The organism is Pelomonas parva, from assembly GCF_043555835.1.
Classification (GTDB): domain Bacteria; phylum Pseudomonadota; class Gammaproteobacteria; order Burkholderiales; family Burkholderiaceae_C; genus Pelomonas; species Pelomonas parva.
Genome location: NZ_JBIGHV010000009.1, coordinates 117050 through 141406, shown reverse-complemented (window position 1 = coordinate 141406; position 24357 = coordinate 117050). Strand labels below are relative to the sequence as shown.

The 24357-nt window shown below is 69.3% G+C and carries 19 protein-coding genes and 1 pseudogene; 9 read left to right on the top strand and 11 right to left on the bottom strand.

What is annotated here, in order from left to right; genetic code table 11:
- Window positions 1-6 precede the first annotated feature (6 nt).
- Window positions 7-1224: a flavin-dependent oxidoreductase gene (locus ACG00Y_RS22505; RefSeq protein WP_394482784.1), complete on the bottom strand. Its 1218-nt coding sequence runs from the start codon at window positions 1222-1224 to the stop codon at window positions 7-9.
- A gap of 54 nt (window positions 1225-1278) precedes the next feature.
- Here ACG00Y_RS22505 and ACG00Y_RS22500 point away from each other — a divergent pair, with 54 nt between their 5' ends.
- From ACG00Y_RS22500 to ACG00Y_RS22480, 5 genes are read left to right on the top strand one after another with little or no spacing between them, the layout of a single operon-like run.
- Entirely contained in the window at window positions 1279-1800 is a 522-nt protein-coding gene (locus ACG00Y_RS22500; protein WP_394482782.1) for a MarR family winged helix-turn-helix transcriptional regulator, read from the top strand.
- The gene (locus ACG00Y_RS22495) at window positions 1797-2759 is read left to right on the top strand and encodes a Bug family tripartite tricarboxylate transporter substrate binding protein (RefSeq protein WP_394482781.1); all 963 of its coding nucleotides are present in this window, start codon (window positions 1797-1799) and stop codon (window positions 2757-2759) included. The genes ACG00Y_RS22500 and ACG00Y_RS22495 overlap by 4 nt, the downstream gene beginning before the upstream one ends.
- 30 nt (window positions 2760-2789) lie before the next feature.
- Window positions 2790-5192, top strand: coding sequence for a tetratricopeptide repeat protein (locus ACG00Y_RS22490; RefSeq protein ID WP_394482779.1), 2403 nt, complete (start codon window positions 2790-2792; stop codon window positions 5190-5192).
- Window positions 5189-7318 carry an FUSC family protein gene (locus ACG00Y_RS22485; RefSeq protein ID WP_394482777.1) on the top strand — a complete coding sequence of 710 codons (2130 nt, stop codon included), beginning with the start codon at window positions 5189-5191 and terminating at the stop codon, window positions 7316-7318. Before ACG00Y_RS22490 ends, ACG00Y_RS22485 begins: the two co-directional genes overlap by 4 nt.
- A gap of 2 nt (window positions 7319-7320) precedes the next feature.
- Window positions 7321-8421 carry an S-(hydroxymethyl)glutathione dehydrogenase/class III alcohol dehydrogenase gene (locus tag ACG00Y_RS22480; RefSeq protein ID WP_394483037.1) on the top strand — a complete coding sequence of 367 codons (1101 nt, stop codon included), beginning with the start codon at window positions 7321-7323 and terminating at the stop codon, window positions 8419-8421.
- Between the two features lie 130 nt (window positions 8422-8551).
- On the opposite strand, the gene ACG00Y_RS22475 is transcribed toward ACG00Y_RS22480, so the two are convergent.
- The 4 genes from ACG00Y_RS22475 to ACG00Y_RS22460 all read right to left on the bottom strand — a co-directional run bounded on the left by ACG00Y_RS22475 (window position 8552) and on the right by ACG00Y_RS22460 (window position 14704).
- Window positions 8552-9652, bottom strand: a complete 1101-nt coding sequence (locus tag ACG00Y_RS22475; protein ID WP_394482776.1) for a lactonase family protein — start codon at window positions 9650-9652, stop codon at window positions 8552-8554.
- Window positions 9652-10782, bottom strand: a complete 1131-nt coding sequence (locus tag ACG00Y_RS22470; protein ID WP_394482774.1) for a DUF5009 domain-containing protein — start codon at window positions 10780-10782, stop codon at window positions 9652-9654. The genes ACG00Y_RS22475 and ACG00Y_RS22470 overlap by 1 nt, the downstream gene beginning before the upstream one ends.
- 384 nt (window positions 10783-11166) lie before the next feature.
- Window positions 11167-13965, bottom strand: a complete 2799-nt coding sequence (locus ACG00Y_RS22465) for a TonB-dependent receptor (RefSeq protein ID WP_394482772.1) — start codon at window positions 13963-13965, stop codon at window positions 11167-11169.
- 43 nt (window positions 13966-14008) lie between these two features.
- On the bottom strand, window positions 14009-14704 hold the full coding sequence (locus ACG00Y_RS22460) for a chitinase (protein ID WP_394482770.1): 696 nt from the start codon (window positions 14702-14704) through the stop codon (window positions 14009-14011).
- A 114-nt stretch (window positions 14705-14818) separates the two neighbouring features.
- Here ACG00Y_RS22460 and ACG00Y_RS22455 point away from each other — a divergent pair, with 114 nt between their 5' ends.
- The 3 genes from ACG00Y_RS22455 (at window position 14819) to ACG00Y_RS22445 (ending at window position 18016) form a co-directional block, all read left to right on the top strand.
- Window positions 14819-15481 carry a response regulator transcription factor gene (locus ACG00Y_RS22455; protein ID WP_394482768.1) on the top strand — a complete coding sequence of 221 codons (663 nt, stop codon included), beginning with the start codon at window positions 14819-14821 and terminating at the stop codon, window positions 15479-15481.
- Window positions 15482-15483: 2 nt separating this feature from the next.
- Complete coding sequence (locus ACG00Y_RS22450) at window positions 15484-16857, top strand: sensor histidine kinase (RefSeq protein WP_394482766.1); 1374 nt, start codon at window positions 15484-15486, stop codon at window positions 16855-16857.
- Window positions 16858-17101: 244 nt separating this feature from the next.
- The gene (locus tag ACG00Y_RS22445) at window positions 17102-18016 is read left to right on the top strand and encodes a hypothetical protein (protein WP_394482764.1); all 915 of its coding nucleotides are present in this window, start codon (window positions 17102-17104) and stop codon (window positions 18014-18016) included.
- Window positions 18017-18732: 716 nt separating this feature from the next.
- On the opposite strand, the pseudogene ACG00Y_RS22440 reads toward ACG00Y_RS22445, so the two are convergent.
- The 4 genes and pseudogenes from ACG00Y_RS22440 to ACG00Y_RS22425 form a co-directional block, all read right to left on the bottom strand.
- A pseudogene (locus ACG00Y_RS22440) lies at window positions 18733-18867 on the bottom strand (IS3-like element ISPsy37 family transposase); the annotation flags it as partial.
- Window positions 18868-18924: 57 nt separating this feature from the next.
- A complete protein-coding gene (locus ACG00Y_RS22435; protein ID WP_394482762.1) occupies window positions 18925-19434 on the bottom strand; it encodes a DUF1993 domain-containing protein in 510 nt (169 codons plus the stop codon).
- A 196-nt stretch (window positions 19435-19630) separates the two neighbouring features.
- Entirely contained in the window at window positions 19631-21070 is a 1440-nt protein-coding gene (locus ACG00Y_RS22430; protein WP_394482761.1) for an N-acyl-D-amino-acid deacylase family protein, read from the bottom strand.
- A complete protein-coding gene (locus ACG00Y_RS22425) occupies window positions 21070-22344 on the bottom strand; it encodes an alanine racemase (RefSeq protein ID WP_394482759.1) in 1275 nt (424 codons plus the stop codon). Before ACG00Y_RS22425 ends, ACG00Y_RS22430 begins: the two co-directional genes overlap by 1 nt.
- Window positions 22345-22427: 83 nt before the next feature.
- Here ACG00Y_RS22425 and ACG00Y_RS22420 point away from each other — a divergent pair, with 83 nt between their 5' ends.
- Window positions 22428-22823 (top strand): RidA family protein, encoded by a 396-nt coding sequence (locus ACG00Y_RS22420; RefSeq protein ID WP_394482758.1) that lies wholly within the window; start codon window positions 22428-22430, stop codon window positions 22821-22823.
- A 25-nt stretch (window positions 22824-22848) separates the two neighbouring features.
- Here the strand turns inward: ACG00Y_RS22420 and ACG00Y_RS22415 are convergent, their stop codons facing one another.
- On the bottom strand, window positions 22849-23931 hold the full coding sequence (locus tag ACG00Y_RS22415) for an MBL fold metallo-hydrolase (protein ID WP_394482756.1): 1083 nt from the start codon (window positions 23929-23931) through the stop codon (window positions 22849-22851).
- 20 nt (window positions 23932-23951) lie between these two features.
- Window positions 23952-24329, bottom strand: a complete 378-nt coding sequence (locus ACG00Y_RS22410) for a VOC family protein (RefSeq protein ID WP_394482755.1) — start codon at window positions 24327-24329, stop codon at window positions 23952-23954.
- Window positions 24330-24357: the final 28 nt, after the last annotated feature.

The window sequence follows — 24357 nt, the reverse complement described above, 5'->3', positions numbered from 1 at the left end:
GTCCGTCTACCGGCTGCCTTGCGTCCGGTGGCCTGCCGCCGCCTTGTAGCTGTTGATCTCGGCCGCCACCTCGGCCGGGTCGATGACATCGGCGAGGTTGGCGAAGCCGTCCGGCGCCAGCGCCTCCACGCGGTCGAGGATGGCATCCAGCCCCTCGCGGCGGTTCATCTCGACGATGCGGGCACACAGCGGCCGGCGCTCGTCCTCGTAGGCGGCCAGCGCGGTGTCGAGGTCGTCGTGATTCGACAGCGCATCCGCCAGCGCCTTGGCGTCCATGACCGCCTGCGTCGCGCCGTTGGAGCCGATGGGCACCATGGGGTGGGCCGCGTCACCCAGCAGCGTGGACGGCCCCAGCCGCCAGCGCGGCAGCGGGTCGCGGTCCACCATGGGCCACTCCAGCATCTGCTCGGCGCCGGTGATCAGGCCGGGCACGTCCAGCCAGTCGAAGCGCCAGCTGCCGAACGTGGGCAGCAGGTCGTCCAGCTGGCCGGCGCGGCTCCAGTCGGCGCGGTCGGGCGCGGTCAGGCCGGGTGTGGGCGGCTGCACGCGGCGGTCGGCGATCCAGTTGATCAGCTGCAGCCCGTCGGCACGCGGCGCGCCGATCGGGTAGACGACGAACTTGGCCTGGCTGTGGCCGGCCTGCACCATCGTGCGGCCATCGAGAAACGGCGGCGCCCAGGACGTGCCGCGCCACATCATGACGCCGCGCCAGCAGGGCGCACCCTCGTCGGGCGCCAGCCGCTTGCGCAGCGCGGAGTGAATGCCGTCGGCGCCGACGATGAGGTCGGCCGCCAGCTCGCGCGGGCCGTCGGCGGTCTCGATCTGCGCGACGTTGCCGTCCCGCACGCCCACGACACGCTGGCCGCCGAGCACGGTGAGCTTGGCGCTTGCCTCGCGCCACAACATCATCTGCAGCTCGCCGCGGTGGATGCTGAACTGCGGGTGGCTGTAGCCGCCCTCAAGCCCGCGCGAGTCGCGGTAGATGGCCTGGCCGTGCCGGTTGGCGAACACCAGTGCCGCCGTCTCGACCGCCATGCCGCGTAGCGCCGGCAGCAGGCCCAACTCGTCCATAACGCCGACCGCATGCGGCAACAGGTTGATACCGACGCCGAGCGGCTTTGGCTCCCGAACGGCTTCCAGAACGGTCACGTCGTGGCCACGCGTCTGCAGCGCGAGAGCCGTCGTCAATCCGCCAATGCCTCCGCCTGAAATAACGATCTTCATGAATTCAGGGTAAGCGACATGGTTGCACTGTGCAACTAAAACTAATCTGTAGATGTGAAGACCGACAGCCCCGATCCCGAAGGCCTGATGCTGCCCGTGCCCGGTGTGGACTACGGTCCGCTGGACGGCCTGCTCGGCTATGCGCTGCGCCGCGCGCAGAACGCGCTGTATCTCGACTTCTACCGCGCCACGGCCGAGTGGGACGTGAGCCCGCAGCGCTTCGCGGCGCTGGTGCTCATCGCCCGCAACCCCGGCCTGCGCCAGGGGCTGCTGGCCCAGGCCATGGGCCTGCACCGCAGCGGCGCGCTGCGCCTGACGGACTGGCTCACAGCGCAAGGCTGGGCCGAGCGCCGCGACGCGCCGGACGACGCGCGCGCCTGGGGGCTGCACCTCACGCCCACCGGCAAGCGCCGCCTCGCGAAGCTGGAAGCCGCCGTCGCCGAACACGACCGCGCGCTGCTGGCAGCCCTCGGCGAGCAGGGCATCGCCCTCAAGGCCGGGCTGGACCGCCTCGCCTGGGTGGCCACCGCACAGAGCACCGCACCCGACAACAAGCACAGGAGACCCAAACCATGATCGACCGTCGCCACGTCCTCGCCTCACTCGCCGCCTTGCCGCTCGCCGCCCGGGCGCAGGGCCAGCCGCCGCGCATCCTCGTCGGCTTCCCCGCCGGTGGCTCGGTGGACACGACGGCGCGCCGCTTCGCCGAGTTCGCGCGCGGCAAGCTGGCCGAGACCATCCTCGTCGAGCAGAAGGTCGGCGCCGGTGGCCGCATCGCGATCGCCGGCCTGAAAGACGCCGCGCCCGATGGCCAGACGATGCTGCTCAGCCCGGCGTCCATGTTCACCATCTACCCGCACGCCTACCGCAAGCTGGCCTACAACCCGGCGACCGATGTCATCCCCGTCTCGCCGCTGGCGCTGTCCACCTGCGGCTTCGGCGTCGGGCCCATGGTGCCCGCCACCGTCAAGACGCTGGCCCAACTGGCCGACTGGCTGAAAGCCAACCCCGACAAGGCCGCTTATGCGTCGCCGGCGGCCGGCGCGATGCCGCACTTCCTGGGCAACCAGTTCGAGCACGCCGCCGGCCTCAAGCTCACGCACGCGGCCTACCGCGGCGCGGCGCCCGGCATGCAGGACTTGATGGGCGGTCAGATCGCCTCGGGCTGCTTCTCCATCGGCGACTTCCTTCCCCACCTCGCCTCTGGCCGCGTGCGGCTGCTGGGCGTGACGGACAAGGCCCGCTCGCGCTTCGCGCCCGACGTGCCGACCTTCGAGGAGCAGGGCTTCAAGGGCATCGTCGGCGTGGAGACCTATGGCTTGTTCCTGCCGGCGAAGACGCCGCAGGGGACGGTCGACAAGCTGGCTGACGTGGCCCGCGCGGCTGTGCGCGAGCCGGCGGTGGTGGAGGCGCTGGCCAAGCTGGGCTTCGAGCCGCTGTCGCTGTCGCCGGCTGACTACGCCAGGCGCCTGGCTGCAGAGCGGGAGTACTGGGGGCCGGTCGTCAAGGCGTCGGGGTTCTCGTCGGACGATTAGCATGCCGGCTCCACGGATGGAGCTGTTTGAATGCCCTGGCGCCGATTGGCCATTGGCTTTGCTGTCTGCCTTGCCCTGAATGCCGCCCACGCGGCCCCGGACACCACCCGCCTGCAGCGGCTGCTGACCGAGCAGCAGTACGCCGCTGCGCGCGCCGATGTCGCTGTGCTGCTGCGCGCGCCGAAGCCCAGCGCCGGCGAGCGCGCCGTCATCTACCAATGGCTGTTCGCCCGTGACGACGGCGCGGCGGTAGCCCGCCGCACCCGCCATGTGCTGACCGATGCGAAGGCCGACGCCGTCGACCTGCTCGCCGCCGGCCGCCTGGCCATGGACCGCCGCGATTTCGACCGTGCGCGCCTGTGCTTCGAGCGCGCGCTCGCCAAGGCCACCCGCCCCGTCGACCGGGCGCACGCGCTGCGCGGCCTGGGCCAGCGCCACTTTCACCTGCGCGAGTTCGACGCTTCGCTGCAGAAGCTGGAGCAAGGCCTGGCCGTCGAGCGCACCGCCGACGGCCTCGCGGCGCTGGCCGACACGCTGATCCGCCTGGGCCGCACCGAGGATGCCATCGCCGCCGCCGAAGCCGCCGTCGCGCTGAACCGCCACCACGAGGCCGCCCACTACCTGCTGGGCAATGGCTATGCGCGCGAGAACTACACGCAGCTCGCCGCCCGCCAGGGCGCCGCCTTCCCGCCGCTGCTGGCCGACGTGCGGCGCGCGTCCGACGCCTTCGAGCGCGGCGACTTCGACGCGGCGCTGGCCATCAGCCTGGCCGTGCTGGAGCGTTGCCCGCAGTTGGGCCGGGCGCATGCCATCGCCGCCAAGGCGCTGGAGTCGCAGCGGCTGCGCATCGACGTGCACCGCGCCGCCTACGAGAGCCGCTTCAAGGCCACGCCCATGCCCGTCGTGCCCGGCATCGAGCGCTACGTGCTGAACTGGCAAGACCTGTCGCCGCGCCACAAGAAGCGCGTGGCGCTGTCCGTCGCGCCCTGGAAGGCCTTCATCCCGGTGCTTGTCGAAGGCGGCGCCACGCACTTCATCAAGCCGATGTGGATGCGCCTGTCCGAGACGCCCCAGGCCCATGCGCTGAAGGACGCGCGCATCGACTACGACTCGCGGCTGTGGGACGACGTGCGTGGCATGGGCGGCCACTTCACGGTGACCGGCATCGAAGACGTGGAGCGCAGCATCTTCGACAAGTACAACACCGTGCTGCACGAGCTGACCCACCAGGTGCACGGCGTGCTGACGGCCGATGCGGCGCGCGAGATCGAGGCGCTGTACCAGCAGGCCAAGGCGCGCGACGCGAAGACGCGCGAGGGCTTTCTGTCGCGCTACGCCGGTGGCTCGGTGTGGGAGTACTTTGCCGAAGGGGCGAACGCCGAGGCGTCGCCCCGGCGCGACGCTTACGACGGCCGCGAGATCGTGCGTGAGCGCCTCATCCAGCGCGACCCGGCGCTGCGGGCGCTGGTGCAGCGCTTCTTCGCGCAGCGCGACACGAGCACCAGCCTTCCCATCGCGCTGGTCAATGCCGGCAACCAGAAGCTGGAGGATGGCAAGCTGGCCGATGCGACCGCGCTGTTCGAGCGGGCGTTGGGCCTGGCGCCCGACGACGAAAGCGCGCTGGGCGCGCGGCTGTATGCACTGGCGCTGGAAGGCAAGGCCGGCCGCGAGCTGGCGGCACGCGCACTGAAGCTGCACCCGCACAGCGGCGCGTTGCGGGTGGCGGCGGCCGATGCGCTCTGGCATGGCGGTGCGCCGTTGGCCGCCGACGTGGTGCCGGGTCTTGCCAAGGGCATCGAGGCGCTGACCGGCGAGGACCTCTTCCGTGTTGACTTGGCCCTGGCCGACCATCACCGCCGCCTTGGCGATGTGCCGCGAGCACTGGCCGCCTACGACGCCGTGCTGGCCTATCAAGGCGACCAGCCCGAGGCGCTGTGGGGCCGCGCGGCAACGCTCGCCCTGGATGGGCGCTGGGACGAGGCTTTCACCCAGTACGAGGCTGTGCTGCGCCTGCGCACCGGCCTGCTGGCGCTGCGCCGCGACTACGCGCTGGACCTGCTGCGCGCCGGCCGCACGGAGCCCGCCCGCGCCCAGCTCAAGGAGGCCCTCATCCTCGATCCGCGCGACCCCGACACGCTGGCCCTTCGTGCCTGGCTGACGCTGCTCGACGGCGACGCTGCCGCCGCGCTGCGGGGTGCCGACGAGGCGCTGGCGCTGGGCGCCTGGAGCGACCTCGCCGTGATCGTCCGTGCCGCCGCGCTGCAGGCGCTGGGGCAGGGCGACCAGGCCCAGGCCGCACTCGCGCCGCTGCGTCAACGCGTCGCTACCAACGCGCCGCCGCAGTACCTCTACCGGCCCGACAAGTCCGGCTGGTTCTCGGTGCATCAACTGCCTGCCGTCCAGCGCCGCGTGCTGGAGCTGCTCGTCAAGTGAAGGCCTTCCTGCAGCGGCTGGAGGCCGCCCACCTGAACGGCCTCAGCGTCGCGCTCGGCGTGGCGACCACGCACGTCGTCGTCGGCGCGCTGTTCGGCGAAACGGCCGGCCTCGCCGCCGTCGGCGGCGCCGTCTGCGCCAGCCTGCCCGACGTGCCCAACCCGCCGCAGCGTGTGTTGCCCCGCGTGCTGCCGGCCGCGTTCGCCGCCGCCGTCGTGACGCTGCTGGTGGGCCTCACGCATGGCTCGCTGGGCTGGACAGTGGCGCTCGTCGCCGTTGTCGGCTTCCTGTCGCTGATGACGCTGGCCTGGGGGCTGCGCGCCGGGCCCATGTCGTTCTCGCCCGTGCTGGCCATGGTGTTCGCGATGGCCTGGGACCGCACGGCCGGCGCCGTCGCGCCCTGGGAGCATGCGCTGTGGGTGGGCCTGGGCGGCTGCGTCTACGCCGGCTGGGCGCGCCTGGGTGCCGTCGTGCTGCGCCACCGGCTGCGCGAGCTGGCGCTGGTGACCGCGCTGCGCGCCACCGCGCAGCGCGTGCGCTCGCGGGCTCAGCGCATTGCGCTGGCCGTGGGCGCGGACGAAGCCCGCATCCGCGCGTCCATCGCCGACGACGTGGTGCTGGCCGACGCGCTGCAGGCCGCGCGCGACCAGGTTTTCGCTGCGCGCCGCTCGCCGCGCAGCCGCCGGCAGACCGACCTCGTGCTGGGCCTTGTCGAGCTGCGCGACCTGCTGCTGGCCAGCCGGCTGGACACCGAGCTGCTGGGCCAGGACTTCCCCGGCCGCCAATGGCGTGCCGCGCTGGCCGACACGCTGCGCCATCTGGCCGACGTGCTGGGCGCGCTGGCCGACACGCTGGCCTTCGGCACGCCGCTACCCGAGGTGTCGGCCGAGGCCTGGGCGAAGCAGCTGGCCGCGCGGCTGGCCGATGTCAGCGCGCCGGCGGGTGACTCGCGCAGCCATCTCGTGTCGGCGCTGCAGTCGCGCCTCGGCCACATGATGGACGACGTGTGCGCGATGGTCGCGCGCCAGGCCCGCACGGACGACGTCGACAGCCCGTGGACGCCCGAGAGGCTCGCGCCCTTCGTGTCGCCCGAGGGCTGGCCGCTGGCCGCGTTGAAGCCGCACCTGACGCTGCAGTCCAGCGTCATGCGCCATGCGCTGCGCTCGGCCATCGCGCTGTCGCTGGCCTACTGGCTGGGCGCCTTGCTGCCCTGGGCGGCCCACCCGTTCTGGCTGATGCTGAGCGTGGCCGTCGTGCTGCGCGGCAACCTGGAGCAGACGCTGGCGCGCCGCAACGAACGCATCATCGGCACGGTGCAGGGCTGCCTGCTGGTGCTGCTGCTGGCCCATGTGGAATGGGTGCCGGCGCTCAGCGTGATATTCATCGCCGCAGTCGGCACGGCCCACGCCTATGTGAACCGCCGCTACCGCGTCGCCGCCACGGCCGCCACGCTGATGGCGCTGCTGCAGCCGCTGATGCTGGACCCGACCAGCAGCCCCTTCATCGGCGAGCGGCTGGCGGACACCTTCATCGGCGCGGGCCTGGCCTGGCTGTTCAGCTTCGTGCTGCCGAGCTGGGAGCGCGCCGCCGTGCCTCGCCTGGGCAAGCAGCTGCGTGCGGCGCTCGCGCGGCATGCGACCCACATGCTGCGCTGGGCGCCCAGCGCGGAGGACAAGCTGGCCCAGCGTCTGTCGCGCCAGCAGGCCTACGCCGCGCTGGCGGCCCTGGCCGGCGCGGCCCAGCGCACGCGCGTGGAGCCCGAGAGCGTGCGCCTGCCGGACGCCGAGATCGAGGCCGCGCTGAGCCATGGCTACCGACTGATGGCGCTGCTGGGCGCCGTGCAGCAGCAGGTGCAGCGCCGTGCCGACCGGCTGGACGCCGCCAAGGCTGAGGCTGCGCTACCGTTGGCGCAGCAGGCCTGCGTCAGCGTGCTGAACGGTGAGCCCGCCACAGGAACGGACCCCGCAGACATCCCCGACGCCGATGCCGGCGCCTGGCCCGAGCACCTGGGCCAGCAAGACCTGACACCGTGGCTGCTGCGCCGCCTCAGGCTGTGCCGCATCGAAGCGCGCGAATTCGTCGCCGCGCTGAACCAACTTCAACCCCCCGCAGGAGAAACCTCATGAGCATCCAAACCCGCGCCGCCGTTGCCTGGAAGGCCGGCCAACCGCTGACCATCGAAACCCTGGACCTGCAAGGCCCCGCCGACGGCGAAGTCCTCGTCGAGGTCAAGGCCACCGGCATCTGCCACACCGACGACTTCACGCTATCGGGTGCCGACCCCGAAGGCCTGTTCCCCGCCGTGCTGGGCCATGAAGGCGCGGGCGTCGTGCTGGAGAGCAAGGTGCCGTGGCTGAAGGCGGGTGACCATGTCATTCCGCTCTACACGCCCGAGTGCCGCGAGTGCAAGTTCTGCCTGAGCCGCAAGACCAACCTGTGCCAGTCCATCCGCGCCACGCAGGGCCGGGGCCTGATGCCCAACGGCACGTCGCGCTTCTCGCTGAACGGCGATCCCGTCTTCCACTACATGGGCACCAGCACGTTCTCCAACCACATCGTCGTGCCGGGCATTGCGCTGGCCAAGATCCGGCCGGACGCGCCCTTCGACAAGGTCTGCTACATCGGCTGCGGCGTGACGACCGGCGTCGGTGCCGTGCTCTACACGGCCAAGGTGGAGGCGGGCGCGACGGTGGTCGTGTTCGGCCTGGGCGGCATCGGCCTGAACGTCATCCAGGGCGCCAAGCTGGTGGGTGCCGGCAAGATCATCGGCGTGGACATCAACCCGGCCCGCGAGGCGATGGCGCGGCGCTTCGGCATGACCGACTTCGTCAACCCCAAGGACGTGCCCAACGTCGTCGACGCCATCGTGCAGCTGACCGATGGCGGCGCGGACTATTCGTTCGAATGCGTCGGCAACGTGCAGCTGATGCGCCAGGCGCTGGAGTGCACGCACAAGGGTTGGGGCCGCAGCATCATCATCGGCGTGGCGCCGGCCGGCGCGGAGATTTCGACGCGGCCGTTCCAGTTGGTGACTGGGCGCAAGTGGGAGGGCTCTGCGTTTGGCGGCGCCCGCGGCCGCACCGATGTGCCCAAGATCGTCGACTGGTACATGGAGGGCAAGCTTCACATCGACGAGCTGATCACGCACAAGCTGAAGCTGGAGGACATCAACGAGGGGTTTGAGTTGATGCGGCGTGGAGAGTCGATTCGGTCGGTGGTGGAGTTCTGAGTTCAGCTCTTGGTTGCCTTTGCCGGGCGGGACTCCCGGCAATGCACCAATGAGGCAACCCGCCTCGCAAGCGCAACCAAGACCCAGCCCAGGTGGCATGCCGCACCCAAACGGCGGGTCGCGACCCGCCCTACGCCGCGCATGCCCCCGCCGGGCTCGGCACCGCCGTCTGCTTCCCCGTGAACTTCGGCGCCTCGGGTCGGCCCAGGTCGAAGTGGCTGAGCTGATCGCTGCGCTGGTTGCACACATACAGCTGGCTGCCGGCGATGCACGCGCTGCGCGGGTAGCTGCCGTGCACCCAGTGGTGGTCGATCACGCGGGGCTTGCGCGGTGCGTCCAGCGCGATGACGGCGAGGCTGTCGTGCAGGCGGTTGAAGGCATACAGATGCCGGCCACCGGGCGCGACCAACAGGTCGGAGGCGTAGCTGGTGCCCGCGAAGCCGGCCGGCAGCACGCTGACCTCGTCGATGAGGCGCGGGCCGCCTGAGCCCAGCTCGACGCTCGATAGCGTGGACGATTCCTCCTGCAGCACGTAGACGAGGTCACCCACGACCACGAAGTGGCGGGGACCTGAGCCCGGGCTGAGGGCCAGCTCTTGCGCGGGCGCTCTCGGCGTGGCGGCGCCGAGCGGCCAGACGAGCAGGCGGTCGCGGCCGAGGTCGGTGCCGAGCAGCCAGCGGCCGTCTGGGCTGACCTGGATCATGTGGGCATGCGGCGCGTCGTGGCCGCTGCTGGCCTGGCTGCCGGGTGGTGCCTTGGCGGCACGCGTCGGGCCGGGGCGGCAGTCGGTGGTGCAACTGGGCCAGCTCTCGGCGTCGCCGACGCGGCCGTCGGCGTGCAGCGGCAGCGCGGCGAAGCGGGCGTCGCCGTAGTGGGCCACCCAGACGCGGCCCGCGCCCAGCGACAGATGCACGGGCCCCTGGCCGCCGCTGGGCTCGCGTTGCAGCAGGGTCAGAGAGCCGGTGGCGTCCTGCGCGTAGACGGCGACATGGCTGCTGCCTTCCTCGGCGACGTAGACGCGCTGACCGTCCGTCGCCAGCCAGCTCGGGCTGCCGGCATTCGGCGTGACGCCCAGCGGCTTCAGCTCACCGCGGGCGCCGATGGCGAAGCTGTAGATCCCCTGGCCCAGCGGCGCATAGGTGCCGACATGCAGGAAGCGGGGTGATGGCGTGGCGGCGAGGGCGGGCATCAGGGGCAAGGCGGGCAGGGCGAGCAGGTGGCGGCGGAGCATCAGAGCTTGAGTCGTAAGCCTGTGCGCAGCAAAAGTCGCAGCAGCACAAGGACAACAGCGAGGAAGGCGGCGCCGCGCGCCACACCGGCCCAGCCGACGCTGAGTGCCGCCGGCCAGTGCCAGTGCAGCAGCGCCAGCACGGCGCCGATGACGTAGGGCAGCAGATAGGCCAGCAGCGGGTGGCGTGCTGCGTCGCCGAGGACATTCAGCGCCGCACGGCCCGGCGCGGTCTCGGCGAGCGGGCGCACGACGAGGTAGAGCAGCAGCGTGGCGCCCGCGCATACCAGGCCCCAGGTGGGCGTGGCCTGGATCTTGGAGAGTGGCCAGTGCTCGCGCAGGCTGAAGCCAACGGCCAGCAGCATGAAGGCCAGCAGCATCGCGAAACGCGTGGCGCGGTCGGGCGCGAGCATGTGGTGGGGGTCATGCAGCAGCACGGCGGCGACCAAGCCGGCCAGCACCAGCGCCGTGTGCGTGGCGTGGCCGCCACCGCCCACGTGTGGCGCGGCCCAGGCGAACCAGGCGACGCAGGCCGCCATGCCCGCCAGCGCCAGCGGCAGCCGTGCGTCGGGCTTGGCGAAGATGAACAGCAGCGCCGCCAGCCCGTAGGCCCAGCCGATGAGGCCCAGGATGCCCCACCAGTGCACGCCCATGCCGCCGGGGTAGACGGCAGCCAGCGCAAGCAGCCCGACGCCGCCCGCCGCGCGCCAGGGCCAGGCCAGCGGCGGCCCGCCGCGCACGCTGCCCCACAGCAGGAAGATGCCCACGAACGCGCCCAGCAGCCAGGCCGGGGCGTTGAAGCCGGCCGGCGCCATCTCGGCGTTGACCATGAACAGCCCGGTGACGATGAGCGCCACAGTGCGCTCGCCCACCGCCAGCAGCGCGCCCCGGCGGCCGGCCTGGGCGAGCCGGGCTTGCAGCGCGAACGGCAGCGACATGCCGACGATGAACAGGAAGGCCGGGAACACCATGTCCACGAAGGTCATCGCGTCCGCGTCCGCCGGCACGTGCTTCATCCATGCCGGCAGGCCCGCCACGCCGGCCCACTCGTTGACGAGGATCATCACCGCGACGGTGAGGCCGCGCAGCAGGTCGATGCCGGGCTGGCGGTTGGAAGTGGTGCTCGATGTCATGGGCGCAGATTGCACAACAAAAAAGGGCGACCCCCGGGAGGGTCGCCCAACGTGCGGCAGAAGCAGCTGCCACAACGAGGAACGTTGTCGACCCCGTATTGCGGGCCGAGCGCCGGGGCCGACGGCCAGAGGCCCTCGGCCTTCGCCAGGCAGAGGCAGTCCGCAGGGACTGCCTCTGTCCGGGCTCAGTTCCCAAGCCGGCCCGTCTGGCGATGTGCTTGCGGCTCTATGCCGCAAGCATCGCCGTCCCCTCGGGGGCTGAGGCCGGACACATGGCGCCCAGTGGGCGGCATGTGCCTGCCGAAGGGTTGCGGCGCGAGCCGCAGCGCGGTCTGCAAGACCGCCTGGGCGAGCCGCGTTCAGTGGGCTCGACTGGGCGAGGGGTCAATAGTTGTACCGCAGCACCGCCTGGTAGCGCTTGCCGGTGCGGTAGATGCCGCGGGTCAGCAACTCGGTGTTGGCGACGCCGGCCACGTCTGCGTAGTTGCGGTACTCGCTGTCCAGCAGGTTCATCGCGTCCAGGCCCAGGCTGAGCTGATCGGTCAGCTTCACGCTGGCGCTGGCTGCCAGGTCCTTGCTGCCGTCGGTGATCAGGAAGTTGCCGCGATCGGCCTGCGTGTAGTACTTGGAGCGGTAGGTGTACGTCACCCGGGCGCTGAAGCGGTCGCTTTCATAGAACGGGCTGACGCTGTACTGGTGCTTGGAGTTGAACGGCAGGTGCGAGCCGGCCTGGGCGGCCTTGGCGTCCGAGAACGTGTAGTTGGTCAGCGCGCCGAAGCCCCAGCCGATGTTGGCCTGCAAGGCCAGGCTCGCGCCCCTGATGGTGGCGCTGCCGGCGTTGTTCGGGCGCGAGACGGCGTAGGTGGCGTTCCTGCGTTCGAACTGGTTGTAGTGAACTTCCGGCGTCGTCGTGACGAGCACGTAGTCGGTGACCTTCTTGTTGAAGATCGTGCCGGCCAGGATGGCGTTCCTGGCGAAGTACCACTCCGCCGAGAAGTCCAGGTTGGTGGATTTGTAGGGCTTGAGGTTGGGGTTGCCGCCGCCGCCGGAGAGCGTCTGGTCGCCGATCCACAAGTAGCTGGACATGTCGCCGTAGTTCGGGCGCGACATGACCTTGGCCGCCGACGCGCGCAGCACCAGGTCGCTGCGCAGTTCGTAGACCACGTTCAGGTTGGGCAGGATGTTGCGGTAGTTCTTCGCCACATTGGTCTGCACATACTTGTCCGCCGGGCAGGCCTGCCCTGTGGACACGGTGCAGGCCCAGCCGCCGCTGTTGGAGGTGGTGTCCACGACGCGCACGCCGAAGTTGCCGCGCAGTGCGTCAAGGGCGTAGTCGGCCTGCACGTAGGCGGCATCGACGACTTCCTGGACCGACCAGGTGTTGGCGACGAAGGAGGGATCGTTGAACGTGGCGGGCTTTGGCATGGTCTGCCACGGGGCGAGCCATTTGCCACTGGTGATGAAGCCGGCCAGCGCTTCACCGTCGATGGTGTAGCGGTTGCTCAGGTCACCGACGTTGCCGAAGCCGCTGAGATAGTTGCCCGGCAGTGGCTTCGGAGAAAACTGGCTGGCCTTGGCATCGCCATAACCCCTCACCGCAGCCAGCGACACGCCGCCCATCGTCTGCGTGGTGTTGTGCTGGCGGTGCTTGACGCCGAAGCGCAGCTGGTAGATGGGGCCGTCGAACTTCAGGCCGCCGTCCACCTGCATGAACTCTTCCTTGTCCACCGTCGGCTTGAAGACGATGTTGCCGCCCCAGCCGGTGTTCCAGGTGGGCAGGGCCGGGTCCGCGCCCCAGCCGCCGTCGATCTGGAAGGCGGTCGGGTCCTTCAACGGGTTCGCGCCGGTGATGCTCAACTTGGGCGTGCCGCTGCTGATGTCGTAGTTGTAGTCGGTCCAGCTCAGGAACTCGCCGAAGACCTGCAGCTCGGTGCCGCCGGTGGCCTTGGAGGCGCCGACGTGGACGGAGGCGAACCAGCGGTCGTCCTTGTAGTTGCCCTTGAAGTCGTAGGACTTGGTGTCCACCGTGGCCTTGCGGTCGATCAGGTCGTACACCATCAGCGCGTTCTTGAACGTGCCCTTGGTGATGACGCCGCCATCCACGGTCAGGTCCGTCATCTTCATGAGGCCGTTGTAGGCATTGCCCTGGAAGGCAAACATCGAGTGGCTGCGGTTGTCGTAGCCGGCCTTCACGTCCAGCGCGTTGAACTCGAAGTCGAGCTTGTCGTTGGCGCGGGCCTGCAGCGACAGCGACAAAGTGTCGCGCTTGCGCAGCTGCTCGAAGTAGTGCGCGCTGATGGAGTTGGGGCCGACGGCGTTCGGGTTGGCCAGCAGCGTGGTGGCGCAGCTGCCAACGCAGGAGGCCGGCAACGTCGGTTGGCTGCCGTCCGGGTTGGGGGCGACGGCCCAGTTGGTCGGCAGGTTGTTGATGGAGCCGCCACCGCCGCTGCCGTTGATGTAGTTGCTGCCCCTGACGGTGCCGTAGGACTCAATGCCGTCACGGCGAATGCCTTCTTCCGAGCGCTGGGCCGAGAAGATGACCCCGAAGGTCTTGGCCTCGTTGCGCCAGCCGACCAGGCCGGCCAGCGTGGGCTCGCCCTTGCCGATGCGATCGTTGTAGAGGTAGCCGACCGAAGCAGCCAGCGTGAGCGGCTTTTGGTCCAGCGGCTTGCGGGTGGAGATGTTCACCGTGCCGCCGATGGAGCCTTCGTCGAGCCAGGCTTCGGGCGACTTGTAGACCTCGACCTTGTTGATCAGCTGCGGTGCCAGCAGCGAGTAGTTGAAGGTGCGGCCGGGCTGGTCGGCGATGAACCAGTCGGCCGAGGCGATCGTCTGGCCGTTGATCAGCGTGCGGTTGAGGGCGGGGTCGGTGCCCAGGATGGACACCTTCTCGCCCTGACCGAAGGCCTTGTCGATGGTGACGCCGGGGATGGTGGTCAGCGCCTCGGCGACGTTGGTGGCGGGCAGCTTGCCCACGTCTTCCGCGGTGATCACGTCGACGATGGCGTCGGCATTGCGCTTGGTCTGCAGGGACTTCTCCATGCTGGCGCGGATGCCGGTGACGACGACGGTGTCCAGCGACTCCTTCTTCTTCGGGGCCTCCTGCGCCAGCGCGGGGAGCGCGGTCAGCAGCATGGCGGCGGCTGCGATGGCCGTCGGGTGGGGGCTTGAATGCTTCCTCATGGTTCTCTTTCTCCGGTGTTATGGGGCAGGGGTAATGGCAGGGTCAGCACCCGAGCGGGTGCAGCAGGGGCACACCGAGCAAGTCGCTGGCGTGCTTGTAGAAGTCGGCGCGGCGCGCGTTCTTGCGCTTGGCATCGGGGTCGGTCGGCTTGTCGCACTCCAGCGGGCCGTTGATGGCGCGCGTCGTCGCGCCGAAGCCCGCGCCACTGCGGATGGCCGCGTGCGAGGTCTGCTTGGACTCGCCCGGCTGCGTCATCCAGTACCAGAGCGCCGTGCGCCAGGCGACGGTGGAGTCGCGCGCGACGCGGTCGGGGTCGCTCCACAGGTCGATGCCGAGGAAGTCGCCGGCCGCCTTGTATTGGTAGTTCCAGCTCAGCTGGATGGGCCCGCGGCCGTAGTACTGCTGGCCGGGCGCGCAGGCCAGGCGGGCGTCGGCGCGGCAGTACTTGTCCCAGTTCGCGCGCTTGTACTCGCGCTGGGCGCGCAGCTGGTCGGACTCGTGCGCGATCTGGCCCAGGAAGGCGGCCATCTCCTGGCGCCGCTCCACGTCGCTGCCGGCGTCGGCAAAGCCTGGCGTCTGGCGCACCGCCTCGACGAAACCCTCGTAGCTGTAGAAGGCGATGCGCTCGGGGAACAGCGCGTCGAACTGCGCGCGGCTGGGCAGGAAGGCCGAGCCAGCGGCATGCGCCAGCAGCGGCAGCAGGGACAGGAGGGCAGTCAGGAGGCGGACGCGGTTCATGCGCAGGTAACAAGTCGATTCAGGAATGGATGCGACTGTCTGCCCGGGTGCCTTTGCGCTGCTTCAATGGCTTGTTAAGACCGTCTTAACGCGGTTGTCACTAAAGTCCGGGTCATGCGCATCTGTCTCCTCGAAGACGACCTGGAACTGGGCCGCTCCCTGCAGGCCCTGCTGCAGAACGCCGACCACGACGTGATGTGGCTGCGGCGCATCGCCGACGCGCGGCTGTGGATCGCCGAGGGCGGGTTTGATGCCGTCGTCATGGACCTGGGCCTGCCCGACGGCGACGGCATGGAGCTGCTGCGCAGCGTGCGCCGCAACCACCGCAAGCTGCCGCTGCTCGTCATCACCGCGCGCGACGCCATCGAGGACCGCCTGGACGGCCTGGACGGCGGCGCCGACGACTACCTCGTCAAGCCCTTTGCCGGCTCCGAGCTGCTGGCGCGGCTGCGCGCCGTCGTGCGCCGCAGCCAGGGCGACGAGGCGGCCGACCAGCCGGCGGAATGGCAGCTGCGCGACCTGGTGCTGGACGAGCCGCGCATGGAGGTGCGCCGCGGCCAGGAGCGCGTGCCGCTGTCGCGCACCGAGTTCAGCCTGCTGTTGACGCTCATCAAGCTGCCCGACCGCGTCGTCACGCGCCGCCAGCTGGAGAACCGCGCGCCCTGCCAGATGGACGGCCGCAGCCTGGACGTGCACATCTCCAACCTGCGCCGCAAGATCGGCGAGGGCTATATCCGGACCGTGCGCGGCGTGGGTTATCTCGTAGAACGCCAGTGAGCGTGACGGCAGCGCCAAGATCGCTGTTCCGCCGCAGCCTCGGCGCGGTGTTTGCCGTGCTGTTCCTGTGCTGGCTCTTCCTCGTCGCCCGCGAGCTGATCGACATCCGCGTGCTGCAGGTCAACAACGGGCAGGCCGAGAACGTGCTGTGGGCCGAGCTGGCGCTGGAGCGCGCGCGCGACACGCACACTGACCCGGCGCAGCTCGGCCAGGCCCTGCTGGCGCTGGAAGGCATGCGCGAACGCGAATGGCGGCTCAAGGGCCACCGCACGCCGTTCCGCCTGCTGCAGGTGCTGCGGCGCGACGCCGTGCTGGCAGAGCTGAAGCCCGACCTGACCGGCCGCGAGCGCGTGCTGCCGCAGGAAGCCGTGCCCGGCCAGGACGACCGCTGGCTCTACACCGAGGTGCGCGACGCCACGCGCGAGCTGGTCGTGCGCCGCTGGCAGGAGCGCCCCGGCGACTGGCACTTCAGCCTCGCCGGCCTGAGCTACTACGCCCGCCCGCTGCTCTACGGCCTGCCGCTGCTGGCGCTGCCGCTGTGGCTGCTGTTCCGCCTCGGCTTTGCGCCGCTGCAGCGCATCGGCGCGCAGATCTCGCAGCGCTCGGCGCAAGACCTGACACCGCTGCCCGCCACGCGCTACGTGGAGCTGGCGCCGCTGGTCAACGCCGTCAACTCGCTGATGACGCGGCTGCAGCAGCGGCTGGACCGCGAGCACGAGTTCCTCGCCGACGCCGCCCACGAGCTGAAGACGCCGCTGGCCGTCATCCAGCTCAGCGCCGAGGGCCTGGACCAGCCCGACCCGCGCGCCCGCGACGAGGCGAGAGAGCGCCTGCGTCTGGGCGTGCAGCGCGCCACGCACACGGTGCACCAGCTGCTGGCCCTGGCCCGCTCGGGCGCCGACACGGTGGACCTGAGCAAGACCCGGCACGACCTCGTCGACCTCGTGCGCGAGCGCATCGCGCTGGCCAGCGGGCTGGCGGTGAAGCGGCGCATCGAGCTGGCGCTGGAGTCGCCCGAGGAACTGCCCATGTGGCTCAACCGCGAGTCCATGTGCAGCCTGGTGGACAACCTCGTCGACAACGCCATCAAGTACTCGCCAGCCGGCGGCCACGTCAGCGCGGCGCTGGTGGAAGAGGCTGATGCCGTGACGCTGACGATCAGCGACGAAGGTCCCGGCATTCCGGCCGAGCTGCGCGAGCGCGTGTTCGAGCGCTTCGTGCGGCTACAGAGCGACCAGCAATGCCACGGCAGCGGCCTGGGGCTCACCATCGTTGAGCGGGCGGCGGCGCAGCATGGGGCGACGGTTGAGCTGCTGGACGGTCTCGACGGCTGCGGGTTGACGGTGAAGGTCAGGTTTCCGCGGGCGGAGGCTTGAAAGGTGATGCTGCGCGGCAGCGATGACTGCGCTCGGCGGTGTTTGACAGATAGATGGACGGCTTCAGGCTGGGTGCAATAGTTCGCCACGGTTCGCTTTGCCGTGCTTGTAAGCTTGGCCGATAGCGCAAATGGTCAGCGGCGAGGAGCCCTACTATGTTTCCGATATCGCGCGATGGAGCCATGCCTCCGCGATCGCTGTCAGCTCATTCTTTAGGCACGGAGTTCCTCCGCAAAGCAACCCGATGGACGAAATACTCTCCAAGCAACATTACCGTAGAACCTTCTTCGGCGTAGTCGCGCTGGTACTGGCGCTCGCGCTCGTGACAAGGTTCTTCGTTCTGCCCTACTTCGCGCCAGCACATGCACTCACGAGCGCTGCTCTATTCGGGGCACTTCTGGACAACCTCGTGGTGTCGCTGTTCCTTGCTGTCTTCCTTGGGGGGTTTGTCTTCTGGCTTACCCCGTCGATCGTCAAGCGATCTGCGATCGATGTTGTCGCTCCCAAGCAAATCAATCCATTGCTGAAGTCCGCCGCGAGCGCGACCCGATCGTGGGTCTACAAGGGGGCGTGTGGACGGTACACGCGGGCAACAACAATCCCAAAACTTGCCGAGGCGGCACGCACAGAAGGCATCGGCAAGGACATAACCATCTGCATCTTGAACCCCAAGAACGACGACCTGTGCGCCGCCTATGCGACCTACAGAAGAAGTCTGAAGTCCGGCAACTCCGGCAAGCCATGGACTCGTCAGGTCGTGCAGGAGGAGGTTCTAGCAACGGCTGTTACAGCACTGAGGTTCCAGTTTTCAGAGCCACTTCTCCGCATTCGCGTCTTCTTCGTTGACCACTTCTCCGCGTTCCGCTTGGATATCTCAGATCAGTACGTCGTTGTAACGAAGGAAGACAAGGAGGCATCCGCGCTTCGCGCGGACAGCGGCACATATTTCTATGACTCCTACAAGGACGATGTGCGTCTGACCGAGCGTCAATCCAAAGAGATGGTGTGCTGCGGCAAACTGGAGTTCGCAGGCCCTCTGGACGAGGCAAAGCTGCGGGAAGCGCTCAAGTGTTCCGGCATCTTTGAGGATGCGAAGCTTGTTGAATTGGATATGGCGAGGCTCCTTGTCGCCATCAATACTCCAAGCGATCCCTACTGAAAATGTCGTCACTCATCGACCAAGTACAGCGACAGCTGATGGATGGCCGTCTTGGCCTGCCAGACCTGCTATCGCTTCGCCGCGAGCTTCGTGCACCATTCAGGCTGCACCCACTGGGATTCCTCGCGTGCACGCTCTTTTCCGAGGGTATACGTACGGTGCGATTGCACTACTGGCCTTTGGTGGGCGGAGCCCAGCAGTCTCCCGAGTGCCAAATTCATGACCACCTTTTCGAGTTCAGGAGCTGGGTTCTTGGCGGATCGGTCGAGAACGTCGAGTACTCGGCATCGTCTGAGGGGCAAGAGTTGTCTGTTTATCGGACGGAGTACAGCGGTGATCGTTCCACACTGACAAAGACGGACGCGACACTCAAGCTTTCTGTGCTTCGTCGCCGCACGTACAGCGCCGGCTCATCCTACGAAGTTCCGGCGGGTGTTCTTCATGAGACCGCGAGGGTTGGCATTAGATCGGCCTTTACCGTGCTCGTGACAAACCGCGCCTCCACCGCTGCACCTTTGGTCCTCGGTCCCAGGGACGGGCTGGACCGTTACGTGTACGAGCGAGAAATCCTTGACGACGTAGTTGTTGAGGCAATGATTGCTGAGTCATAGTCCATCGTGGCAACGCGGTCAGCGCGTAGGTTGGGGTGAACGAAGTGAACCCCAACGGGATCGTTGTTGAGACGCTGGGGTTCACAGACTCACCCCAGCCTACGAGCTGCCTCGGTCCGAATGAACGATCAGCCCATGCGCCGCATGCCGTTGCGCGATGGCCAGTTGCAGCGCCGCGCAGACCAATGCCGAGTGCATGCTCGGCGCCTTCGCCCAGCCCACGACTTTGCGCGCGTACAGGTTCAGAACCGTGCTGCGCGACAAGGGGCTACAGCCAGGGCGAGCGCAGTTGCCTGCTCAGTACGCGCCCATGTAGTCCTTCTTGCCGATCTGGATGCCGTTGTGGCGCAGGATGGCGTAGACGGTGGTGACGTGAAAGAAGAACTGCGGCAGTCCGTAGTGGGCCAGATAGGCTCGGCCGCTGAACTTCCTTTCCTTGGGCGTGCCAGGGCGCAAGACGATCTCGCGCTCGTCGGCGGCGTCGAACTGCGCCGGCTGCAGGCTGTCCAGGAAGCGCAGGCTTTCGTCCAGCAGGGCGGTCAGGTCGGCGAAGGTCTGCTCCTGTCCGTCATTGGCGGGAACGGCCACGCCCGCAAGACGTGCGCTGACGCCACGCGCAAAGTCCGCCGCGATCTGCACCTGCTTCAGCAAGGCAAACATGTCGGGGAAGAGCCGCGCCTGCAGGTAGGCCGCAGGCTCGATGGCGTGAGCGGTGGCGTGTGCGTCGGCCTTTGCCAGCACGTCCTTCATGGCGCTCAGCATCTGCTTGAAGACGGGAACCGATTGCATGTACATGGTCGAGGTCATGGCTGTTGTCCTGGTGGGGTGAGGAACTTGGCGCGGGTGAGGCGGCGGTGAGCGGCCAGTCCGCGCGGCTTGAATCGTGGCGAAGGGCCACGTTCGCAAGCGCGCATCATCGCCGCGCTGTTGCAGCGCTGTAGGTTGGGGTGAACGAAGTGAACCCCAACGATGCGCGCCCGATGGCGCGTTGGGGTTCGCAGGCTCACCCCAACCTGCAGGTTCGTTCACGGCGGCCAAGCACGCGGCCTGCGCGCGCTCTTGGCTCGCCGGCTTGCAGTGCCAGTTGTCCGTTGACCCACACGGCCGCGATGCCCGCAGCGGGCAGTGCCGGCGTGCCGTAGTCCGCCCGGTCCGCCAGCCGCTCGGCATCGAACAGCACCAGGTCCGCCGCCGCGCCCACCCGCAGCACGCCCCGGTCCCGCAACCCAAACCGCTGCGCCGTCAGCCCCGTCATCTTGTGCACCGCCTGCTCCAGCGTCAGCAACCCGCGCTCGCGCCCGTAGTGGGCCCACACGCGCGGGAAGGCGCCCCACAGCCGGGGGTGCGGGAAGTGGTCGTGCGGCAGGCCGTCCGAGCCGATCATGGCCAGCGGGTGAGTGAGGATGCGGTCCACGTCGTCGGCGTGCATCTGGAAGTAGCAGGCGCCGCCCGGCTGCAGCCGCGCCACGGCCTCGGGTTCGCTACACGCCCAGTCGAGCGCAATGTCGGCCAGCCAGCGGCCAGCGAGCTCGGGGTGGGCTTCGCTCCAGGTCAGGCGGATGGGCGTGATGCCATCGGCCAGGTCTTCGCGCAGCACGGTGGAGCCGGCCAGGTAGGGGTAGACGTCCAGCCCCAGCGCCTGCCTCTCGCTCAGCCGCTCGATCAGCGCCAGTGTCTGCAGGCTGCGCCCCCACTGCGCGCGGCCGGCGCATTTGTGGTGGGAGATGACCAGGGGCAGGCCGGCTTCGTGGGCGCTGTCGGCGGCCTCGGTGATGGCGGCCAGCACATCGGCCATCTCGTTGCGCAGGTGCACCGCGTAGACGCCGCCGTGCCGCGCGGCGACGCGGGCCAGGGCCAGCAGCTCGGTGGCGTCGGCTGCGGCGGCGGGTGCGTAGAAGGTGCCGGAGGACAGACCGGCCGCGCCCTGGCTCATGGCCTCGTCGAGCAGCGCGCACATCGCCTCGCGTTCGGCGGCGGTGGCGGGGCGGTTCGTGTCGCTCATGCAGCGCAGCCGCAGCGCCGTGTGGCCCACCAGGCCCACCGCGTTGACGGCCGGCCGGGCCGCGTCCACGGCGGCGCGCCAGTCGGCAAACGAGGCGTGCCGGAACTGCTCGCGCGCCAGCAGGTTCATCGGCGGTGGCGGGTCGGCCGTCACCAGCGGCGCCAGCGAGATGCCGCAGTTGCCGGTGACGACGGTGGTCACGCCTTGGGTCAGCTTGGGCAACATGCCCGGCGCCGCGATGAGGGCAGCGTCGTCGTGGCTGTGGGCGTCGATGAAGCCGGGTGCGAGGACCAGGCCGGTGCAGTCGCGGCGCGGAATGGCGAGGTCGACGTGCAGCGCCGTGCCCAACGCGGCAATGCGCTCTCCGGCTATCAGCAGATCGCCGACCCAGCCCGGCGCGCCGCTGCCGTCGACGATCAGCGCGCGTTGCAGAAGCTCCATCAGCTGAACTGCGTCGTAATCGCGTCCACCACGCGGTCGCGCTCATCGACGACCGCCAGCCACGCCCACTTGTCGAAGGTCGTGCACGGGTGCGACGGCCCCAGCGCGACGCGCTCGCCGACGGCCGGGCCATCGCACTCGGCCGGGTCCCAGCGCAGATAGGCGTGCTGGTCGTTCAGCCCCATCACCTGCCAGCCCTTGGGCACCACCCGCTCACCGCCGCGCAGATGCCAGACCGGCACCGGCCAGCCTTGGTCGAACGACACATCGCGCCGGCCCGCGTTCAGCAGCGCCAGGCCGGGCTCGGGGGCGGACAGCACCTGCGTCCACACCTCCAGCGCGGGCTGCAGGCTGGGCGCGCCGAACGGCGTGCCCATGCGCTCGTCCATCGTCCGCATGTAGCGGCCGTAGTGCGCGTGGTCGTGGCAGACGTAGCAGCCCGAACGCAGCAAACCGATCCGTCCTGGCTTGCCCGCCAGCACCGGCGCAACAAGGTCGAACAGCGCCGAGCCGCCACCGCTGAGCCACAGCGGCTGCACGGCGATGAGCCCTTCGGTTTCGATGTCTGCCAGCAACGCCTCGACACGCGCCTGCCACTGCTGCATCAGCGCCCGGTCGGGTTCGGTCTCGCCGACAACCTGCAGCCCTTCGTAGAAGCCGATGCCACGCAGCCGCAGCGCCGGGTGGTCTTTCAGCGCCCGCGCCAGAGCCAGCGCGGTGCCGTGCTCGCGCACGCCGCAGCGCGAGGTGCCCAGCTCGATCAGCACATCCACACGGTCTTCGCCCGCACCGAGCTGCGCCCAGTGCGCGGCTAGCAGGTCCAGCTGCGCCTGTGAGTCGACAAAGAAGGCCAGCTCCACGCCGGCGTGGCGGCGGCGCAGGTCCAGCAGCTCGGCGAGGTCGGCGGCGCTGACGAGCTGGTTGGCAATCAGCGCCCGCCGCGCGCCTGCTGCCAGGCCCAGGCGCAGCTGATGCACGTTGGCGAACGTCAGCCCCCAGGCGCCGGCGTCGAGCTGGCGGCGGAACAGCTGCGGGCTCATCGTCGTCTTGCCATGCGGTGCCAGCTGCACGCCGCGCTCGGTCGCGAAGCGCTGCATCCATTCGATGTTGTGCACCAGCGCGGCCTGTCGCACGACGGCCAGCGGCGTGGGCAGCGCATCGATCGTCCAGCCGCGCTGCGCCACGTCGGCCAGTGGCAGTGGCGCCTGCAGCGCGGGGAAGCCCTTCAGCCAGGGGCCCAGCCAGCCGGGGCGCGGGGTGTCGTCTTGCTCCATGCCGTCATCATCGCGCCGCTGTCTGAAGGCCATCTAAAGGGCACTCTTGCGCGCGGCGATTCGGGCCACCAGACTGCCGTGCCATGACTACCCAACTGATCTTTCTCGGCGCCGAGCCCACCGCCAGCGACCGCCAGCCCCGCCCCCTGTCCCCGGCCGTGCGCGCCGGCGACTTCGTCTACGTCTCCGGCCAGGTGCCGGTGGACGCCAGCGGCCAGATCGTCGACGGCGGCATCGAGGCGCAGACGCGCCAGGTCTTCGCCAACCTGGAGGCCGCGTTGGCGCTGGCCGGTGCGACGCTGGCCGACGTCTGCAAGACGACGGTCTGGCTCGAAGACGCCCGCGACTTCGGCGCCTTCAATCGTGTCTACATGGGCTACTTCCCGAGCGGCAAGCCAGCGCGCTCGACGGTGGAGTCGCGGCTGATGATTCCGGCGAAGGTGGAAATCGATGTGGTGGCGTATCGGCCGGTGGGGTGAGTCCGCCGGCTGCGGAGAGCGATCTCTACCTCAACCCCACCCACCACCGCCTGTTGCTGCGCGCCTGCCCCACCGTCAGCACTTCGCCGATCTCCGGCGTCGCCAGCGCGATGCCCTTCGCGGCCGCCAGGTCGGCCATCCGGTTCAGCGGGTCCTGCCAGGTGTGGAAGGCCAGGTCGAAGGTGCTGTTGTGCACCGAGTACAGCAGCTTGCCGCGCAGGTCGACGAAGGCCTGCACGCTTTGCTCCGGCGTCATGTGCACCGCCGGCCAGTAGGCGTCGTAGGCGCCGTTCTCCATCAGCGCGACATCGAAGCCGCCGAAGCGGTCGCCGATCTGCTTGAAGCCGGGGAAGTAGCCGGTGTCGCCGCTGTAGAAGATGCGCTGCCCGCCGCTCTCGATGACCCACGAGGCCCACAGCGTGCTGTTGCGGTCGCTGAGGCTGCGGCCCGAGAAATGCTGCGCCGGCGTGGCTGTGACCCGCACGCCGGCCTGCGTGGCGCCCTGCCACCAGTCGAACTCCTGCACGCGTTCGGCCGGCACGCCCATCTCCACGAGGCGCCGCTTGACGCCCAGCGGCACGAAGTAGCGCTGCACGCGCTGCGCCAGGTACTCGATGGTGGGCACGTCCAGGTGGTCGTAGTGGTCGTGCGACAGGATCAGGCCTTCGATGGCCGGCAGCTGCTGCAGCGTCAGCGGCGGCGCATGGAAGCGCTTGGGGCCGGCAAAGCCGACGGGCGACACGCGCTCGCCGAACACCGGGTCGATGAGCCAGAACCGGCCCTGCAGCTTCAGCAGGTGCGACGAATGACCCAGCCGCACGACATGATTGGCCTGCGGGTCCAGCGCCTCCAGCTGCGCCGTCGTCAGCGGCCGCACGGGAATGGCGTCGATGGGCACCGTGCCCACCTTGCTGGCGAAGATGAAGCGCGACCAGATCGACCAGGCGCCCGCGCTCGGCGGCGTGTCGGGGTTGGGCGGGTTGACGAAGGCGCAGTCCTTGAACTGCGGCGAGGCGGCGTAGGGGGCGCTGCAGTTGCCGCCAGTGCTGGCGCAGTGGGCCAGCAGTGGCAGGCAGGCCAGGAGCAGGAGTCGGTGCAGGAATCGCATGCGGCGAATTTGCGCTGGCGTCACTGCATGGAGTGCAGGCCCAGCTTGTTGCCCTCGGTGTCGATGAAGTGCGCGAAGAAGCCGAAGCCATTGCCGATGTCGGTCTTGGGCACGGCGACCGAGCCGCCGGCGCCTTCGACGCGGGCGAGCTTGTCCGCCAGGTCGTCGCCGCCGTTGAGGTAGACCACGGTGCCTTGCTGCGACGGTGTGCAGCCCTCGCCCTGCACGATGGCGCCGCCGATGGCCTCGGGGTCGGAGGACAGGAAGCCCATGGTCATGGGCCCCATTTCCATGGTCTGGATGCTCAGGCCCAGCACCGTCTCGTAGAAGGCCTTGGCGCGGGCAAAGTCAGTCACAGGGATCTCGAACCAGCTGATGGCGTGGGGATTCGCGGACATGGATAGCTCCTGAATGAAGGGTGTGGAC